The organism is Clostridium sp. AM29-11AC (assembly GCF_003480545.1).
In the GTDB taxonomy this organism is placed as follows: Bacteria; Bacillota; Clostridia; order Lachnospirales; family Lachnospiraceae; genus Otoolea; species Otoolea saccharolyticum_A.
The window spans coordinates 52,366-68,955 of the sequence record NZ_QUJI01000004.1 but is presented as its reverse complement, the minus strand read 5'-3'; the positions used below and the strand labels follow the sequence as shown (position 1 = coordinate 68,955).

At 50.7% G+C, this 16,590-nt stretch carries 11 protein-coding genes, 3 tRNA genes and 1 rRNA gene; 10 read left to right on the top strand and 5 right to left on the bottom strand.

What is annotated here, in order from left to right; genetic code table 11:
• Positions 1-249: 249 nt before the first annotated feature.
• The 4 genes from DW757_RS04390 to DW757_RS04375 all read left to right on the top strand — a co-directional run bounded on the left by DW757_RS04390 (position 250) and on the right by DW757_RS04375 (position 3,570).
• Positions 250-3,135 (top strand): 23S ribosomal RNA (locus DW757_RS04390).
• A 118-nt stretch (positions 3,136-3,253) separates the two neighbouring features.
• Positions 3,254-3,326: transfer RNA gene (locus DW757_RS04385), tRNA-Asn, on the top strand.
• A 97-nt stretch (positions 3,327-3,423) separates the two neighbouring features.
• Positions 3,424-3,495 (top strand) — tRNA-Glu (locus DW757_RS04380).
• Between the two features lie 4 nt (positions 3,496-3,499).
• Positions 3,500-3,570 (top strand) — tRNA-Cys (locus tag DW757_RS04375).
• A gap of 255 nt (positions 3,571-3,825) precedes the next feature.
• On the opposite strand, the gene DW757_RS04370 is transcribed toward DW757_RS04375, so the two are convergent.
• Together DW757_RS04370 and DW757_RS04365 are read right to left on the bottom strand one after the other, a co-directional pair.
• Positions 3,826-4,380, bottom strand: a complete 555-nt coding sequence (locus DW757_RS04370) for a flavodoxin family protein (RefSeq protein ID WP_008397138.1) — start codon at positions 4,378-4,380, stop codon at positions 3,826-3,828.
• 26 nt (positions 4,381-4,406) lie between these two features.
• Positions 4,407-4,979, bottom strand: coding sequence for a flavin reductase family protein (locus tag DW757_RS04365; RefSeq protein ID WP_021966775.1), 573 nt, complete (start codon positions 4,977-4,979; stop codon positions 4,407-4,409).
• 146 nt (positions 4,980-5,125) lie between these two features.
• On the opposite strand from DW757_RS04365, the gene DW757_RS04360 reads away from it, so the two are divergent.
• Entirely contained in the window at positions 5,126-5,458 is a 333-nt protein-coding gene (locus DW757_RS04360) for a helix-turn-helix domain-containing protein (protein WP_008397140.1), read from the top strand.
• Positions 5,459-5,602: 144 nt separating this feature from the next.
• Positions 5,603-6,262, top strand: coding sequence for a 4Fe-4S binding protein (locus DW757_RS04355; protein ID WP_118751082.1), 660 nt, complete (start codon positions 5,603-5,605; stop codon positions 6,260-6,262).
• A 279-nt stretch (positions 6,263-6,541) separates the two neighbouring features.
• Here DW757_RS04355 and DW757_RS04350 read toward each other — a convergent pair whose 3' ends face one another.
• Complete coding sequence (locus DW757_RS04350; protein WP_021966773.1) at positions 6,542-7,492, bottom strand: LysR family transcriptional regulator; 951 nt, start codon at positions 7,490-7,492, stop codon at positions 6,542-6,544.
• Positions 7,493-7,795: 303 nt separating this feature from the next.
• On the opposite strand from DW757_RS04350, the gene DW757_RS04345 reads away from it, so the two are divergent.
• The 3 genes from DW757_RS04345 (at position 7,796) to DW757_RS04335 (ending at position 10,857) form a co-directional block, all read left to right on the top strand.
• Positions 7,796-8,983, top strand: coding sequence for a pyridoxal phosphate-dependent aminotransferase (locus DW757_RS04345; RefSeq protein WP_118751081.1), 1,188 nt, complete (start codon positions 7,796-7,798; stop codon positions 8,981-8,983).
• A gap of 71 nt (positions 8,984-9,054) precedes the next feature.
• Entirely contained in the window at positions 9,055-9,981 is a 927-nt protein-coding gene (locus DW757_RS04340) for a fumarylacetoacetate hydrolase family protein (protein WP_008397146.1), read from the top strand.
• 81 nt (positions 9,982-10,062) lie between these two features.
• The gene (locus DW757_RS04335; RefSeq protein WP_015573329.1) at positions 10,063-10,857 is read left to right on the top strand and encodes an SDR family oxidoreductase; all 795 of its coding nucleotides are present in this window, start codon (positions 10,063-10,065) and stop codon (positions 10,855-10,857) included.
• 53 nt (positions 10,858-10,910) lie between these two features.
• Here DW757_RS04335 and aroD read toward each other — a convergent pair whose 3' ends face one another.
• Both aroD and DW757_RS04325 read right to left on the bottom strand, forming a co-directional pair.
• The gene (gene aroD, locus DW757_RS04330; RefSeq protein WP_118751080.1) at positions 10,911-11,687 is read right to left on the bottom strand and encodes a type I 3-dehydroquinate dehydratase; all 777 of its coding nucleotides are present in this window, start codon (positions 11,685-11,687) and stop codon (positions 10,911-10,913) included.
• A gap of 56 nt (positions 11,688-11,743) precedes the next feature.
• Complete coding sequence (locus DW757_RS04325; RefSeq protein WP_118751079.1) at positions 11,744-13,090, bottom strand: glycosyltransferase family 4 protein; 1,347 nt, start codon at positions 13,088-13,090, stop codon at positions 11,744-11,746.
• A 765-nt stretch (positions 13,091-13,855) separates the two neighbouring features.
• Between DW757_RS04325 and DW757_RS04310 the strand changes: the two genes are divergently transcribed.
• Positions 13,856-16,540, top strand: coding sequence for a cation-translocating P-type ATPase (locus DW757_RS04310; protein ID WP_008397153.1), 2,685 nt, complete (start codon positions 13,856-13,858; stop codon positions 16,538-16,540).
• Positions 16,541-16,590: the final 50 nt, after the last annotated feature.

Genomic DNA, 16,590 nt, shown 5'->3' with positions numbered 1-16,590 from the left:
ATTGAAACCTGCTTAGGAAAGCAAGCTTTCCACACAGGTTCCAACATTCGATTTTGCATACGTACCTTGAAAACCGCATATTGAAAATCTGTGATAAATTCTTTTAAAGAAATATCAAAGACATCCGAGGCGCATCGAAAGATGCGAAACCAAGAAACATCAAGCAAAGCAAGATGTAAACACAAAACCAACCAGGGGTGCAACGCTATGCACCTTCGATGGAATCCGTACCCGCGGAGGAAGTCAACTGGTTAAGCTAATAAGAGCGCAGGGTGGATGCCTTGGCACTAAGAGCCGATGAAAGACGTGATAAGCTGCGAAAAGCTTCGGGGAGGAGCAAATATCCATTGATCCGGAGATCTCTGAATGGGGAAACCCGGCTGGAAGAACTCCAGTCATCCATACGCCAATCCATAACGTATGGAAGGGAACCCGCTGAACTGAAACATCTAAGTAGGCGGAGGAAAAGAAAGAAACATCGATTCCCAAAGTAGCGGCGAGCGAAATGGGAAGAGCCCAAACCAGCGTGCGTGCATGCTGGGGTTACGGACTGCACAAGTGAGCCGATTTGTTAATGGAACGGTCCTGGAAAGACCGGCCAGAGAGGGTGAAAGCCCCGTACATGAAAGCAATAGGCAGCGGCAGGATCCAGAATACCACGAGACACGTGGAACCTTGTGGGAAGTCGGAGGGACCACCCTCCAAGGCTAAATACTCCTTAGTGACCGATAGCGCATAGTACTGTGAAGGAAAGGTGAAAAGAACCCCGGGAGGGGAGTGAAAGAGAACCTGAAACCCTGTGTTTACAAGCTGTGGAAGCACGTTAAGGTGCAACCGCGTACTTTTTGTAGAACGGTCCGGCGAGTTGCGGATGCTGGCAAGGTTAAGTACTAAAGGTACGGAGCCGAAGCGAAGGCGAGTCTTAACAGGGCGTCAAGTCAGCATGTGCAGACCCGAAACCGGGTGACCTATCCATGTCCAGGTTGAAGTTCCCGTAAAAGGGAATGGAGGACCGAACGCACATCCGTTGAAAAGGGTGGCGATGAGGTGTGGATAGGGGAGAAATTCCAATCGAACCCGGAGATAGCTGGTTCTCCTCGAAATAGCTTTAGGGCTAGCCTCGTATTAGTTTAGCGGAGGTAGAGCACTGAATTTCCTAGGGGGCGTCAAAGTCTACCGAAGAATATCAAACTCCGAATGCCGCATAAATGATGTACGGGAGTCAGACTGCACGAGATAAGTTGGGTAGTCAAAAGGGAAAGAGCCCAGACCTACAGCTAAGGTCCCAAAGTGTGTGTTAAGTGGAAAAGGATGTGGGATTTCGAAGACAACTAGGATGTTGGCTTAGAAGCAGCCACACATTCAAAGAGTGCGTAATAGCTCACTAGTCGAGAGGTCCTGCGCCGAAAATGTCCGGGGCTGAAACACAACACCGAAGCTTAGGAATCCTAAGGGATTGGTAGAGGAGCATTCTATACGGGAGGAAGCAGTACCGATAAGGAGCTGTGGACTGTATAGAAGAGAGAATGCCGGAATGAGTAGCGAGATGGAGGTGGGAATCCTCCAGGCCGAATATCTAAGGTTTCCAGAGTAAAGCTGATCTGCTCTGGGTAAGTCGGGGCCTAAGGCGAGGTCGAAAGACGTAGTCGATGGACAACAGGTTGAAATTCCTGTACCACATATCATCAGAACTGTGGGGACACAGAACCGAAGGAAAACCCGGGAATGAAAAGACCGGGGCAAGCAGAGGACTGGTCAGGCTGGCAAATCCGCCTGGCAACAGGAGACTGTGACGCGTACCGAACAGAAGTAGGGAAGTTTCCGTAGGGGCTGTCGAGAAAAGCCGCTATTGTGTGATATGTGCCCGTACCGTAAACCGACACAGGTGGATGAGGAGAGAATCCTAAGGCCGGCGGGAGAAGCATTGTTAAGGAACTCGGCAAAATGACCCTGTAACTTCGGGAGAAAGGGTGCCATCGAAAGGTGGCCGCAGAGAATAGGCTCAAGCAACTGTTTAGCAAAAACACAGGTCTATGCAAAACCGTAAGGTGAGGTATATGGGCTGACGCCTGCCCGGTGCTGGAAGGTTACGAGGAGAGGTTAGGGAAACCGAAGCTTTGAATCTAAGCCCCAGTAAACGGCGGCCGTAACTATAACGGTCCTAAGGTAGCGAAATTCCTTGTCGGGTAAGTTCCGACCCGCACGAAAGGCGTAATGATTTGAGCGCTGTCTCGACAATGCACCCGGTGAAATTGAAATACCAGTGAAGATGCTGGTTACCTGCGCCAGGACGGAAAGACCCCATGGAGCTTTACTCTAGCTTGATACTGGGATTCGGTACTGCATGTACAGGATAGGTGGGAGACGAAGAAGACGGGACGCCAGTTTCGTCGGAGTCGCTGTTGGGATACCACCCTTGTGGTACTGGGTTTCTAACCAGCTGCCGTGACCCGGCAGTGGGACAATGTCAGGTGGGGAGTTTGACTGGGGCGGTCGCCTCCGAAAGGGTATCGGAGGCGCTCAAAGGTTCCCTCAGAATGGTCGGAAACCATTCAAAGAGTGCAAAGGCAGAAGGGAGCTTGACTGCGAGACCGACGGGTCGAGCAGGTACGAAAGTAGGACTTAGTGATCCGGTGGTATGAAAGTGGGATTGCCATCGCTCAACGGATAAAAGCTACCCTGGGGATAACAGGCTTATCACTCCCAAGAGTTCACATCGACGGAGTGGTTTGGCACCTCGATGTCGGCTCATCGCATCCTGGGGCTGAAGTAGGTCCCAAGGGTTGGGCTGTTCGCCCATTAAAGCGGTACGCGAGCTGGGTTCAGAACGTCGTGAGACAGTTCGGTCCCTATCCGGCGCGGGCGTAGGATATTTGAGAGGAGCTGTCCTTAGTACGAGAGGACCGGGATGGACTGACCTCTGGTGTATCTGTTAGACTATCAAGTCTATGGCAGAGTAGCCAAGTCGGGACGGGATAAACGCTGAAGGCATCTAAGCGTGAAGCCCCCCTCAAGATGAGATATCCCATACGCAAGTAGTAAGACCCCTTGAAGACGACGAGGTAGATAGGGCAGAGGTGGAAGTGCAGTAATGCATGGAGCTGACTGTTACTAATCGGTCGAGGGCTTAACCAAGAGGTTGGGTAGGAAGGATGGAAAGGTAGGAAGAAGGAAGAGCGGAAGTTCAATGTGTGGTTTTGAGGGTATGTATGAATACCCCAGATACCGGAGAGAAAGAATCCGGGGGAAGTAATCCTCCTTAGCTCAGTCGGTAGAGCATGCGGCTGTTAACCGCAGTGTCGTTGGTTCGAGTCCAACAGGGGGAGTTTTTTAAACACCTCAACATAGAACTTAATTGACAATTGCTCGAATTTATGGTAAGATAGCAGAGCGAAGCAGTTAAACTGTGGAGCTTTAAAGTAAGGCCCCATGGTCAAGCGGTTAAGACATCGCCCTTTCACGGCGGTAACACGAGTTCGAATCTCGTTGGGGTCATTATGGCGACATAGCCAAGTGGTAAGGCGTGGGTCTGCAACACCCTGATCACCAGTTCAAATCTGGTTGTCGCCTCTCTGAGGAATCATCGGAAGATGGTTCCTTTTTTGTTGTGCAGGAAAAATTTTGTTCTATAGGGAAGAACTTGCTTTGTGAAAGCATAAAGATGGTGGCTCTGTCTGAAGGGGAAATGTTCTGATAAATCCTGCAGCTGAAAAGGAAAGAAAAAGCCGGCAGCTGCAGTGTTATCCGCATGCTGTCGGCTCTGTCAAAACAACGTTCTGCCTGAACAGGTCACTTTTTCCATGGCCAAAGACCTGCGCCATGTTTTTATTCCGGAATCGATTTTCCAAGCTCCCAGGCCTTCTGGATTTCCGGTTTTCCGATAATATCGCCCGCATCTCCATTGCCGCCTGCCAGTACATGACCGAGATTAGTCCAGCGCAGAAGCTTCATCAGGTGATCGAAGTAGGACAGAACGTCCTCAAAATCATGTCCTTCCGCGGCCATCAGCAGTGCGCAGGCCCTGTCATGGCCGCGCAGCAGGTTTCCGTCTCCCTCTTCCAGGGCAAACAGGCGGTCAACAGCTGTTCTGAGCTGGCCGCTCATATTCCAATAATAGAGGGGTGTGGCCAAAACGATCACATCACAGTTTTTTACAGCAGGATAGATTCGGTTCATGTCGTCTGCCTGGACACAGGGACATTCCCGGCTGCTGTGTCCTCCAAAACACCCTTTGCACCCGTGGATCTCCATGCTGTCCAGAAAAAATTCTGTCACCGCATGTCCTGCGCTTTCTGCACCTTCAGTAAATGCCCTGACAAGGGCAGATGTGTTTCCGTTCCTTCTCGGACTTCCGTTTAAAATGACAATATTTTTACTCATCCTGACACCTCGCTTGTGATGATGGTTTATTTTTTCATTAAATCTGCACCGCTGTGCCATGCCTGGCCCACCTTTTCGCCGATCGCGTAATAGCCGTTCTGCATCTGATCAAAGGCGAAAGCGTGAATTTTGCTGGCGTCTATGTTTCCAGCCTCGTCCAATACTTTCTCATCTGCAATTACATTGACGATTTTTCCGAGAACCCGCAGGCCGTATGGCTGGGACTGCATTTCAATGACCTGGCATTCCAGTGTGATGGGGTATTCGGTAATGACCGGCGCATCCACTCTCTCGCTTCTGACCGCATGAAGCCCGCTGCGCTCGAATTTGTCGGCCATCTTGTTGGCTGTGGCGATTCCCAAAAAATCAGACTCTCTGAGCGTATCGGTTCCCGGCACAGCCAGAGTAAACGCTTTCCTTGATTCAATATTGGCGACAGTTTTGTGCTCGGCTTCCAGATTCAGTGCAACCATATCTTCTGCGCAGATGCCGCCCCAGGCCATCATCATCACATCGACCGTATCATCTTCATTGTAAGTGCCGATCATATAGGTTGGCATAGGAAATAAATAGGGTTTTGCATGAAAGTTCTTTGTCATAATCATCGCTCCTTCTGTGTCTGTAAAATTGACTTTACCTGTTCCTGATATTATAATCATAACGAGAATGAGATAAAAAACAAGTACGCACATTTAAGTGAGATACTTACAGCAAATTTATATACTTACCTGAAGGAGAGTGTAAAATGAGAGAAAGGTGCATTGCAGATGAATGCCTCAGTACCACGGGGTTCAGCTATACTCTGTCACTGATTAACGGAAAATATAAGATGACGATTCTCTATACGCTTATGGAGTTTGGGGTGGTACGTTTCAATGAGATCAAAAAATATATCGGAGGAATTTCCTATAAGACACTCAGTGCCACTCTGAAAGAACTGGAAAGAGATCAGCTCGTCCACCGGGAGGAATACCCTCAAATTCCCCCGAAAGTGGAGTACAGCCTGACAGAAAGAGGGAGGTCACTGATACCGATTCTGGACGGAATGTGTGAGTGGGGGGATAAAAACCGACTCTAATCTTTCCGCAAGGACAGCTGGGAGCAGAACCTCCTTTTTATGAGATAAAAAAGAGTTCTGCGTTGTAATTCCAACATACAAAGTTCACCTGATAGGATATAATCAGCTTGCAGCATCAATGGAAGCAGGAGGAAGAAGGAAACGATGATTCGTAGAATTATAAGTATTGACGAGGAGAAATGCAACGGCTGCGGACTGTGCGCCAGAGCCTGTCATGAGGGAGCTATTGGAATGATAGACGGAAAGGCCAGACTTCTGAGGGATGATTACTGCGACGGACTGGGAGACTGTCTGCCGGCGTGCCCGACCGGGGCGATCACCTTTACCGAGAGGGAGGCAGCGGCCTACGACGAGGAGGCTGTGGAGGAAAACAGAAGAAGAAAACAGGCAGGAGAGAAGATAAAGGAAGATGATATACGGCCGGAGGCGGGAGGGAACTCTTCTTGGCTTCGGCAGTGGCCGGTACAGATTAAGCTGGCTCCTGTGAATGCGCCATATTTTGAGAGTGCGGATCTTCTCATTGCTGCGGACTGCACGGCATACGCCTATGGAAATTTTCACCAACAGTTTATGAAGGACAAGGTAACGCTGATCGGCTGTCCCAAGCTGGATGCCTGCGACTACACAGAAAAGCTGAGTGCGGTCCTTTCACAGAACCGTATCAGCAGCCTGACTGTGGTAAGGATGGAGGTTCCGTGCTGCGGAGGAATAGAAAGGGCGGCAGCCCAGGCATTAAAAAAAAGTGGGAAAGCTGTGCCATTTCGGGTTGTGACGATTTCCATGGATGGAAAAATCCTGGAGTAACCTCCGCTAGAAAATTTCAGGAGGGAGAGCTGGCTGAAAAAACGGGGAGATATACGACTCCGTCTGGCAGGAGCAGGTGAAAAAGAATCCGGCTGAAAGGTGCGGGAAATTGTCAGGCTGAGGCTGCAGAAGAGACGCATCCGCCCTGGAGAACGGACAGGGAAAAGGACTGCTGCAAGAGGATTGTCATGCAAAATACTGGGACGGAGTAAAGGAAATCTGCCTTACATTTTGTATTTCAATTCTTTCTGCAGCAGTTTTTTTACTTATCAGGCTTTTCTACCTTTGAAGAAGGCTCCGGCTCCAGAGGTAATCCAGCAGTTTTTGCTGTCTCACGTCTGGCTCCTGCCTGCGCTGAGAAAGATAGATATTGCGCACAGCAGCCGGATCGTCCAGCTGATAGAATACGACTCCCTCAGCCGGCGGCGCGTATTCGCAGATGGCTGAGCGAAGAAAAGAGACGCCCTGTCCTTCGCAGATTAAGTAGTAGACCGACATCATCTGTGTCAGGTACATGGAAACCTTTGGCGCAAAGCCTGCACGACGGCACAGTTCAATACTTCTCTGATAGAGATCATTTCCCTGGGAAAGCAGCAGAAAGGGCTGTTCCCTGAAAGCGCTGAGGGGAACCGGGGGCTTCTCAATTGCCTGCGATTTCCTGTTTTGAAATTCGTTGAAGCTGTAGCAGTAATCCTGAAGCTCCCGGTTGATGGGAAAGGCGGAGGGAACAGCCAGCACGATCTCCTCCACAGCCCAGGCTGTTGACTGAATCTTTGGGCCTTTCAGTGCCTCTGCTTCCAGAATAAAATCAATCTTTTGCTCCAGCAGCTTTCCAAGCAGTGTCTGGCTGTCCCCCTCCGTGAAGGTCAGGGTAATCTGCGGATTCATGGCACGAAATTCCTGCAGAAGATTTGGCAGGACATAGGTGCAGAAGAACATGGAGCTTCCGATATTTAATCCCTCGTCCGTCTTCATGCTCAGCTCCTGGAAATGGCGGCGCATTTCATCCTCGATGGCCATCACTTTTCTGGCCTGTTCCACATAGTATTCCCCTGCCGGCGTCAGGGAGATGGGGGTAGTGCTGCGGTCAAAAAGAGGTATTTTTATCTCCTGCTCTACCTTTTTTACTACTGAGCTGAGCCATGGCTGAGATACATAGAGCTTCTGAGCTGCCCTGGAAAAGCTCTTTTCCTCGCTGATGGCACAGATGTATTCCTTATAATCAAGCATATCAAATCCTCCTTGCAGACGGCTGTCTGCAGCCATATGCATGTCTATAACAAATCAGAGATAAACCGTTTAAGTTTTACGTATTTTACTTTTCCGCCTCCTCTTTATACAATAAGGACAAGAAAAACACAGATGGTTCAGACAGAAAGGAGCGGAAGAATGAAACAGTATCATCATATCGGATACATGTAGTACTGTCAACCGGCAAAACGGCTGCAGGCAGAGAACAGAATCAATCAGCTCCCAAACGGGAGAACCAGATCGGGCCGAAGAAAACGGTGCGGGATAAAAGGAGGAACAAATATGGAACTGAGGACAGCAGAGAGAATGGATAAGCTGGTTCCATCTGGGATCAGGAAGGTAAATGAAAAGGCCCTGGCCATGGAACGCAACGGAGAGAGGGTGCTTCACTTTGAGTTGGGACGTCCTGACTTTGATACGCCGGAATATATCAAAAGGGCGTGTATAGAGGCTCTGGAGGACGGCGATGTATTTTATACATCCAATTTTGGAACGATGGAGCTTCGCCGGGCTATCGCTGAAAAACTGGTGAAGGAGAACAATGTAAATTACTGCGCGGATGAAATCCTGGTTACAGTGGGATTGTCGGAGGCGGTCTTCGACACACTCTGCTCAATCTTAAATGAAGGCGATGAGATTCTGGTTCCCGACCCGGTGTGGATGAATTATCTGAATGTACCGAAGCTTCTGGGGGCGGTTCCCGTTACATATTCTCTGACGGAGGAACATAATTATCAGATCGACCTGGATGAGCTTCGCAGCAAGGTGACAAAAAAGACAAAGGCTCTTGTGATTGTGACACCGAATAATCCTACAGGAGGAGTTTTAAACAGAAAGACACTGGAGGGACTTGCAGAGCTTGCAGTGGAAAAAGATCTTCTGGTGATTGCCGACGAGATCTACGAGAGACTGATCTATGACGGGGAGAAGCATATAAGCATTGTCTCTCTGCCTGGGATGAAGGAGCGCACCTTCACGATGAACGGATTTTCCAAGGCATACTCCATGACGGGGTGGAGAATCGGTTACGTAGCAGCCCCTAAGGAGTACATTGCAGTTCTCAATAAAATTCATCAGCACAATACGACCTGTGCGCCGTCCTTTGTGCAGAAGGCGGCCATAGCAGCCTTCAGGGAGGAGACAGATGAGGTTGAGAATATGGTCCGGGAATATGAGGAGCGCCGCAACTGTGCAGTGAAGGCTATCAATTCTATTCCGGGTCTGAGCTGTCTGACGCCAAAGGGAGCCTTCTATATCTTTATTAACATAAAGGCGCTGGGACATTCCAGTGCATGGATGGCAGAATACCTTTTGAATGAGGCAAAGGTTGCCCTGGTTCCGGGTGATGTGTTCGGCCCTGGCGGAGAGGGATATTTAAGACTTTCTTTTGCCGCCAGTATGGATGCAGTGAGGGAGGGCTGTCTCAGAATCGCAGAGGCTGTGAAAAAGCTCCAGGAGGGAGAAGCATAGAACAGGCTGAGGTACAAGGAGATAATCAGAAATCTGAGTACGGAAGACAGGGAATAAAAGGAGGAAATTATATGCGTCTTGCTACAGTTAAAATAAATGGAGGAGAAAAAGCAGGTATTGTTACAGCAGAAGGAATTGTCCCGATCTCTGCAGTAAATGCAGCGAAAGGGACTGCCTGGAAGGAAGAGATGTATGAGCTGATCTGTGCGGGCCAGATTCCCGGCATGACTGCCTGGTATAATGAGGGAGGAAAAGAGGAGCTCGAAAAGATGCGGGGGATGATTCCAAAAGAGAAGGCAGTTTATGCACCTCTTTACCGCAATCCGAGAAGAATCTTTGGAATCGGGCTCAATTATACGGAGCATGCAGGGGATATCGGCTCAGCGGCACCCACGGGATTTCCGGGCAGCTTCTTTAAGCAGGCTGACACGCTGATTGGGCCGGGAGATGAGATAAAGCTTCCGGCCCTCAGGGAGGCGCAGAAAACCACGGCGGAGGCCGAGCTCGGCATTATAATGGGATGGGACTGCCGCGATGTGGCAGAGGAGAACTGGGAGCAGGCGATTGTGGGATACACAACTGTTCTCGACATGACCGAGGAGTCGATCCTCAAGGGAAATGACTATGTGCAGGGAAACCCGCGCTATCTTACGATTGTTAAAAATTTTCCGACCTTTTTCTCCTTCGGGCCTGAGCTGGTTACCCCGGATGAGGTGCCTGATGTTCTGAAGCTGGAGGTTCAGAGTGTTCACAACGGAGAACTGTATGCAAAAAATACGGTCAGCAATATGACTCACCGACCGGCCCGCCTTGTTTCCCTGCACAGCAGCATTCAGGGATGGCTTGCCGGCGACGTGCTTTCCACAGGAACGCCGAGGGCCTTCCAGATTCAGGATGGTGACACGGCAGAATGCCGGATTTTCGGACCAGACGGCTTTGAAATGAAACCACTTGTAAATCCTGTGGTGGATTTAAAGCTGCATCCGGAGAAGCGGTAAAATCACAGAGCGAGGAAAGAAGAGCAGAACAGAAAGATGATTCTGGTAAGAAAAATAGTTTCAGAACAGGAGGATTGAAAAATGGATATGGGATTAAAGAATAAGGTAGTTTTATGTATGGCTTCCGCCGCAGGGCTGGGAAAGGGAATTGCCATGGAAATGGCCAGAGAGGGAGCGAAGGTCATGATCAGCACCTCAGAGGCGTTTCAGGATCAGCTGTCTGCCGCTCAGGATGAGATTGAGAGGGAAACAGGAAACCGTCCGGAGGCGTTTCTCTGCGATGTGAATTCTGCAGAGGACATTCAGAAGCTGGTGGATCACACCGTGGAAACGCTGGGAGATATCTGGGCGCTGGTTAATATGTGCCCTGGACCCAAGCCGGGGCCATTTGATTCCTTTAAGGACGAGGACTGGGAAGGGGCATTTCAGCTCTGCCTTCTGTCTTATGTGCGCACGATTCGCGCCTGCCTGCCGTCCATGCGCCGCCTGGGAGGAGGACGGATTGTGAATTCCACCTCTTCCTCTGTGAAAGACTGTCTCGACAACCTGATCCTGTCCAATACAATGCGGATGGGAGTGGTTGGAATGAGTAAGACTCTTGCCTCTGAGCTGGGAAGAGATCAGATTCTGATCAATGTGATTGGGCCTGGCCGTATTGGAACGGCTCGTATTGCCAGTCTGAATGCCATGCGGGCAAAGAAGGCTGGAATTACAGTGGGAGAATATGAGAAACGTGATCTGGAAGCCTTCCCGCTGGGACGCTACGGAAATACAGATGAGTATGGACGGCTGGCTGCGTTCCTCTGCTCCGAGGCCAACAGCTATATTTCCGGACAGACAATTCTGTTAGACGGAGGCATGACCAGGGCTTACTGATGGAGGTATCCCTCTGTAAAAAACGGCCGCTTCGGCCTCCTGCACAAAAACGCTCAGGCGTTTTTGTGCAGGAGCAAAAGACACCGGTGCAGCTCGCTGACCTCTATCTGCCCCGGCGCAGAGGCCGTTCCGGCAGAGCCGAAAGTCAGGGCAGAGCCGAAGGTCTCTCCGCAAATCCGGCTGACTGCGCCCAGACCTCCCATGGACATGGTGACAGCGGGGCAGTCAGAGGTTCGGGAAAACTGCTCAGTAGCTGCAAGGAGGGTGAGGACATCGGCCCTGCTCTGGGGCATGACGGCGATTTTGACAATATCTGCGCCGATCTCACGCATCCTTCCCAGTCGGCTTACCAGGGTATCCAGATCCGGCGTTTTCTCAAAATCGTGGCTGGACACAATGGTTTTTATGCCGTGACCCTGGATTTTTTTTACAAGGGCCTCTGCCATGCCGTGTCCGGTGAACAGCTCCACATCGATGAGATCAGCAAGCCCTGAGGCCGCAACGGCCAGGTTCAGCGCCTCGTAGGCGTCAGGACTGATGGAGAGATTGCCTCCTTCTGGAAAGGTGCGGAAGGTGAAAAGAAGGACGGTCTCACCCAGGATGCTGCGGAGATTTCTGAGAATCTCTGCGGCTTTTTTAATATCCGGTTTACCTTCAGAGTCCAGAATACCCTTCAGCCAGTCTGCCCTCCACTCCACCACATCTGCGGGGACGTCAGAAAGTGCCAGGGCTGCGGCTTCAATTTCCTCCGGGCTTGTCCCGACAATAGGGACACAGATTTTTGGGATCCCCTCTCCAAGAATCAGATTTTTTATTTTCAATGGTTTCATATATTCGATCCTTCTTTCATTTATACAGAGTTTTATATGTCTTCCTTCCCATCTGTTTACACAGGAACAGCCTGCAGAAGCCGTTCGGCTGCACCGTCCCAGGAGAGGCGGGCGAGACTTTCCCTAAGCTCGTGTGACGCGGCCAGAGGCGGGCAGGAGAGGGCGGAAGCCTTCTCAATAGCTCTGGCCAGGGCCGATTCAAAGGCGGGAAGCGCCGCCTTTACAGGCTCGTCCTCATTCTCCATGGGCGGAGGGGCCACAAAGGAGGTCCCGTGTCCGGGAAGGTTTTCATCCATCCATGGCCGGATCCCGGGCAGATCAGTGCACACCGTTTTCATACCGCAGGCAAGGGATTCCGCCAGAACCAGAGGAAGGCCCTCGTAGAAGGAGGGGAGCACGAAAATATCGGAGCCGTTCATCAGCTGCGCAAGCTCCGTCTGGGACAGCCTTCCGGCAAACCGGACAGGACAGGGGCATCCAAGCTCTGGGAATGCCAGGTCCAGGATTTCTTTGTATTCCTCCTCGTTTCCATGGCCTCCGGCCAGAGTGAGGGAGAGCCTTTCAGAAAGAGAGGAAGGCAGCAGCCGGAGCGCGCGAAGAAGGCTCATCACACCTTTTTTTTCAGAAATCTTTCCGGCAAATAAAAGGCGCACAGGACGGGAAGAATCTCCGCATACCGCAGGCGCTGCCCTGGACACATCGGGGAGCCTGTGAAAGATCTGGCTGTTGAAGCCGGTTCCCAGGACCTTTACCAGGCGGGGACTGCAGGAAAAGGTGCGGATTATCTCCGCTCCCTGCTCCCGGTGAAGACAGAAGATGACATCAAGGTTTCTGATCTGCTCTATGATCTCTTGGCGCAGAAGCGGATTTTTCTTTATCTGGCGCAGGTCAGAGCCGTGGCAGATTCCGGCAATGACTCCCCTGAAAGGCCGTACAGGGGCAGCGTTTCCGGAAAAGGTCTGACACAGCCGTCCAGGCTCTGCATATGAGCTGCAGGCCGCGGTTTTTTGGGAGGGCAGAAGCTCCCGCACCAGCGCCGTCAGCAGATACAGATGATGGCAGATGATCAGATCAGGCTGGAAGGACCTCACAGAATCTATTATGGAAGCGGAAAAGGAGCGGCAGAACTGCCCGGTCATCTCCGGCGTCATATCCCGGTAGCGGGTGCTCTCATAAGGCATCTCATCAGACATCCCGGCGACAGGGAAGGGGAGAGAGGCGCTCTGATAATAAACCGGGAAGAATGATACCCTGTCCGGAAAGTGGACAGTGTCCTCTTTACAGATTCCGGCGATCACTGCCTGGCTGTGGCCCAGTCGGTCAAAGGCGTTTACAAGCTCAGTCAGATATACACCGCTGCCCGTGCTGTGGGGCTTCTGGGCGGTGATGCTTAATATTTTCATAGACGTATTCTCCTTAGTAAGGGAAGGACGACGGAAAAAACAAAAGTGTCCTGCCCGTTTCTTCCTTCTATCATACAGGAAAAATCAAAGGGATGCCACTGTCTTTTGAGACGGGGAAAAGAATTTCCAGGTACTCATCAGATGAATTTTCATACGGAGAATGCTTTAATGTCCTGTTCTGTCAGCGAAGAAGCTCTGAGCCTTCATCCAATAAAAGCCGGAAGCAGAATAAAATATAAAAATACAGAAAAAGTTGCAAAGATTAAAGATGTTTTTTAACTTATATTGACAACTCTCTTGTTATGGTATAGAATAATCCACAGAAAAATTGAAATCTCAATACAGCGTTAAAAGGGAGTAGTTGCCTTCATGCGATCAACAGTACCCGGCGGGAAAGCCGGTGGTTGCATGATTTCTGTTTATCAATACAAGCTGCAGGAAAACAAGACTTTTAGCATATTTTGGATATGCGGAATGTCTTGTTTTTTATTTGCAATAAAGGCAGATAATAACAGAGAGTGCGGAATAAAGCAGGCAGAGACGGCCGAAAAAGGCAGACCGCTCATTGGGGAATGAGAGCTGCAGGAGCCTTTTCAGGAAAACGCTGGGGAGAGGTTTGCATCAAAAAAGGAAGGAGAGAGGCGCACAGAACATGACGGCCCGTTTTAAAAGACCGGCAGAATCTGCGGGGACTTTTCAGGCGGAAGCGGTGAAACATCCGGAAAATTGCCATTGCCAAAGGGCAGTGGACCAGGAAAGAGAGGAATGACAGACATGAAGGAAAACAGAAAGGAATATCTTCTGTCACACGAGGAGGTCATGAAGGGACTTTCTGTGACAGAGGATGGATTGACGAAGGAAGAGGCGGCAGGAAGGCTGTCGGAGTACGGACCCAACAAGCTGGCCGAGGGAAAAAAGGAGAGCCTTCTGCACAAATTTTTCTCTGAGCTGACGGATCCGATGATTCTTGTACTGATCGCGGCGGCGGTTATATCAGGAATTCTCGCTGTCAGAGAGGGCGAGGGATTTGCAGATACGATTATCATCATGTTTGTTGTGGTGATCAATGCAGTGCTGGGTGTTTATCAGGAGTCCAAGGCCGAGGCGGCCATTGAGGCGCTGCAGCAGATTGCTGCAGCCACGTCGAAGGTGATCAGAGGAGGCCACCAGCTTACGGTAAAGTCGGAGGAGCTGGTTCCCGGCGATGTGATCATCCTGGAGGCGGGAGACTCTGTGCCTGCGGATGCCAGAATCATCGAGTGTGCTTCCATGAAGGTGGAGGAGGCGGCTCTCACAGGAGAGTCTGTGGCTGTTGAGAAGACAGAGCACACGGTGGAGGCTTCCGGAGACGGCGATGTGCCCCTTGGCGACAGAAAAAATATGGTGTACATGGGCTCTGTTGTAGTTTACGGGCGCGGCAGGGCAGTTGTCTGTGCCACGGGTATGAATACTGAGATGGGCAAGATCGCTGATGCCATCGCAAACGCGAAGGAGGAGGAAACTCCGCTTCAGATTAAGTTAAACCAGCTTTCCAAAATCCTGACCTTTATGGTCATCGGAATCTGTGTGCTGGTGTTCGGTGTCAACATTGCAAGGAACATGATGGCTGGAGCCGGAGTAAACGGGGAACTTGTGATTGACACATTTATGGTTGCCGTATCACTGGCTGTTGCGGCGATCCCGGAAGGACTGGCAGCTGTTGTCACGATTCTTCTCTCCATCGGCGTGACCAAGATGTCAAAGAATCATGCCATTATCAGAAAGCTGACAGCTGTGGAAACACTCGGCTGTACACAGATTATCTGCTCTGACAAGACAGGTACGCTGACACAGAACAAAATGACGGTTGTGGAGCATTCCTCCGCCGATGAGACCTTTCTGATCAAAGGAATGGCCCTCTGCTGCGATGCGGAGCTGGAGGAGAATGAGGCGGTGGGAGAACCCACCGAGTGTGCCCTTGTCAATGATGCTCTGAAAGCAGGAATGCCAAAGGGAGAGCTTAAGAAAACGTATGAGCGCGTGGGCGAGGCCCCCTTTGATTCCATGAGGAAGATGATGTCTACCATTCACAGAAATCCGGAGGGAGGCTTCATCCAGTTTACAAAGGGAGCGCCTGACGAGGTGTTAAAGCTCTGTTCAAGGGCATATATAAACGGGGCTGTTGTCCCGATGACAGAGGAAGTAAAGAACCATATTCTCGCCGAGAATAAGAAAATGGCTGATCAGGCCCTGCGTGTGCTCTGCGCTGCCTACAAGGAGTATGACAGCGTGCCGGAGGATACGAGCCCTGCGGCCATTGAGAATAATCTGATTTATCTGGGACTTTCCGGTATGATCGATCCGATCCGCCCGGAGGTGAAGGCGGCTATTGTGGAATGCAGGAGCGCTGGAATCCGCCCGGTTATGATTACAGGCGACCACAAGGATACGGCTGTGGCCATTGCAAAGCAGCTTGGAATACTGGAAGAGGGGCAGCAGGCGATCACCGGAGCGGAATTAAACGCTATCTCCGATGAAGAGCTTGCGAAAACCATTCAGAATTACTCTGTATATGCCCGCGTTCAGCCGGAACACAAAGTGCGCATTGTGACGGCGTGGAAGAAGCTCGGAAAGATTACAGCCATGACAGGCGACGGAGTCAACGACGCCCCGTCTATCAAGTCAGCCGATATTGGAGTGGGCATGGGAATCACGGGAACGGATGTTACCAAGAACGTGGCCGATATGGTCCTGACGGATGACAACTTTGCCACGATCGTCTCTGCAGTGGCTGAGGGCCGAAGAATCTATGACAATATCAGGAAGGCCATCCAGTTTCTGCTCTCCGCAAACCTGGCAGAGGTTATCTCCGTGTTCGCAGCGACGCTTATGGGCTTTACCATTTTAAAGCCGGTTCACCTGCTCTGGATTAACCTGATTACAGACTGCTTCCCTGCGATTTCTCTGGGAATGGAGGAAGCTGAGAAAGATACGATGCAGAGACCTCCGAGGGATTCCAAGGACGGAATTTTTGCAAACGGCATGGGCTTTGACATCGTGTTCCAGGGAATCATGATCACAGTGCTGACCATGGCAGCCTACTTTATCGGCCACTATATGGAGGCTGGAGTGTGGGAGATCACCGATTCGCCGGACGGAATGACCATGGCGTTTTTAACGCTTTCCATGGTGGAGATTTTCCACTCCTTCAACATGAGATCCAGAAGGCATTCTATTTTCACACTGCCAAGGCAGAATAAATATCTGGTTTGGTCGTTTATCGCCTCCCTGATCTGTACCACAGCCGTAATCTATATTCCGGCTCTGAGGGATGCGTTTGAGTTCGAGCATATCTCCCTGGCCGAGTACGGCGCTGCACTTCTTATTTCTGTGATGGTAATACCGATTATGGAAATTGAGAAGGCCATTGAGAGGGCGATTGAGAAGAAGAAAGGAGTTTCCCTGAATTAAAGAAAAGGTGAGGGAAGGACGAAACGGTAATGCAAAGGCCCGGCATGGAC